The organism is Streptomyces spongiae, from assembly GCF_009377185.1.
In the GTDB taxonomy this organism is placed as follows: domain Bacteria; phylum Actinomycetota; class Actinomycetes; order Streptomycetales; family Streptomycetaceae; genus Streptomyces; species Streptomyces spongiae.
Window position 1 is genome coordinate 1 of the sequence record NZ_VJZC01000974.1, and the last position, 2,074, is coordinate 2,074.

The 2,074-nt window shown below is 71.9% G+C and carries 3 protein-coding genes; all 3 read right to left on the reverse strand.

Annotation, left to right across the window (positions count from 1 at the left end):
- Positions 1-195: 195 nt before the first annotated feature.
- Genes FNH08_RS49305 through FNH08_RS49315 form a run of 3 tightly spaced genes read right to left on the reverse strand, consistent with a single transcriptional unit; the run spans position 196 to position 2,058 of the window.
- Positions 196-960: a DUF3710 domain-containing protein gene (locus FNH08_RS49305; protein ID WP_322726651.1), complete on the reverse strand. Its 765-nt coding sequence runs from the start codon at positions 958-960 to the stop codon at positions 196-198.
- Position 961: 1 nt separating this feature from the next.
- The gene (gene dut, locus FNH08_RS49310) at positions 962-1,477 is read right to left on the reverse strand and encodes a dUTP diphosphatase (protein ID WP_322726652.1); all 516 of its coding nucleotides are present in this window, start codon (positions 1,475-1,477) and stop codon (positions 962-964) included.
- On the reverse strand, positions 1,474-2,058 hold the full coding sequence (locus tag FNH08_RS49315; protein WP_322726653.1) for a PaaI family thioesterase: 585 nt from the start codon (positions 2,056-2,058) through the stop codon (positions 1,474-1,476). The genes dut and FNH08_RS49315 overlap by 4 nt, the downstream gene beginning before the upstream one ends.
- Positions 2,059-2,074 lie beyond the last annotated feature (16 nt).

The window sequence follows — 2,074 nt, forward strand, 5'->3', positions numbered from 1 at the left end:
GTCCCCCACCTGCGCCCACCCTCCCCGTCGACCGCACGCCCAGTATGGTCACCGGGCACGTGGTCGATCAATGGTTCGACCCGCGCCTTCGGTCTCCTGGCTCCTGGCTCCTGGAGTCGCCTAGAGCCCGGACATGACAATGGGCCGCACACGTCGGAGTACGGCCCATGTGGCCCGGTGCCTGTGCGACAGGCCCTACCGGACCTCGGTGATCTCCGGTCCGCGCTGCAGCTGACCCATGCCGCCGGCGAAGCGGGAACCCTGCTCCTCCTGCTGGACGCCCTCGGGGACCATCTGCGCGTCGTTCGGGAGCTTCAGGACGATCGGGTCACGGGGGGCCATCGGGCCCTCACCGCGGACGACGACCGTGTCCCGGAAGATCTGCTCCAGCAGGCCCGCGGTGCCCGGCTCCACGGCGCCCCGGCCGGAGATCACACCCCGCAGGAACCAGCGCGGCCCGTCCACACCGATGAACCGGACGACCTGGAAGCCGCCCGTCCCGTCGGGCAGCTGCACCGGCACCTGGGCCCGCAGCTCCCAGCCCAGCGGGCCCTCGACCTCGTCGATGACACCGCCCTGCTGGGTGATGCCGGTGGCGATCTCCTCGCGTACCTCGCCCCAGATGCCCTCGCGCTTGGGTGCGGCGAAGGCCTGCAGCTGGACCGCGCTGTCGCGCAGCACGACGGTCGCCGCGACGATCGCGTCACCCGCGACCTCGACGCGCAGCTCCATGCCGTCGACCCCCGGCACGAAGATGCCTCCGAGGTCGACCCGGCCCTCGCCGGGCTCGCGCACCTCGGTGCTGTCCCAGGGTCCGTCGGGGCGCGGCTCGGGCTCCAGCCGCACGCGCTCGCGCACGCCTTCTTCTTCGTCCGCCTCAGTGTCGACGCTGTCGACGACCTGCTCGGCCTCGCCGGCCGCGTCCTCGGCGGCACCCTTCTTCTTGCGACGTCCGAACACGTCACTGTCCTTCCCGGTCGGATACGACCGAAGCGTATCGATTCCCACCCGTTGTGCCGCCCACTGCGGCATGACCGCCCGTGGACCCGAAGCCCCCCTCGGCCCGCGCCGAGTCGGGAAGCTCCGCCACCTCCTGGAAGCGCACCTTCTCGACCTGCTGGACGACCAGTTGGGCAATCCGGTCGAAGCGCTCGAACCGCACCGGCTCGTGCGGGTCGAGATTCACCACGATCACCTTGATCTCCCCACGGTACCCGGCATCAACCGTCCCCGGGGCATTCACGAGGGCGACACCGCAGCGGGCCGCGAGGCCGGAGCGCGGGTGCACGAAGGCCGCGTACCCCTCGGGGAGGGCGATGGACACCCCGGTGGGCAGAACCGCCCGCTCCCCCGGCCCCAGCTCACGGGCCTCCGTGGTGCGCAGATCCGCGCCCGCGTCACCCGGCTGTGCGTATTCCGGAAGCGGAACCTCCGAGTCCACACGCCGGATCAGCACGTTCACAGGTGTACGACTCACGGGTTCACCTCGAAGGCGCGGGCACGCCGGACCTGGTCCGGGTCGTTCATGGCGGCCCGGATCTCCTCCGGGCGGCCGTTGTCGACGAAGTGGTCGACCTTCACCTCGATGAAGAGCGCGTCCGCGCGGACGGCGACGGGGCCGTCGGGGCCGCCGAGGCGCCCGGTGGCGGTCGAGTAGATCTTCCGCCCGGCCACAGCGGTGACCCGGGCCTGAAGGTGCAGCACGCTGCCGACGGGCACGGGCCGCACGAAGTCCGTCTCCAGCCGCCCGGTCACGGCGATGGTGCGCAGCAGCCAGTTGAGCGAGCCGAGGGTCTCGTCGAGCGCGCTCGCCAGCACACCGCCGTGGGCGAGGCCCGGGGCGCCCTGGTGGGCGGGCTGCACGGTGAACTCGGCGGTCAGGGAAACACCCTCGCCGGCCCTGGCCTCCAGGAGCAGCCCGTGCGGCTGCTCGCCCCCGCACCCGAAGCACTGGTCGTAGTGCGCCCCGAGCAGCTCACCGGGAGAGGGTGCTTCGGGGTGCCGTACGGGCGCCGAGGCGTCGGCCGGCGGCTTCAGGCTTGAGGAACTACCACTCACAGCCGCAGACCTTACC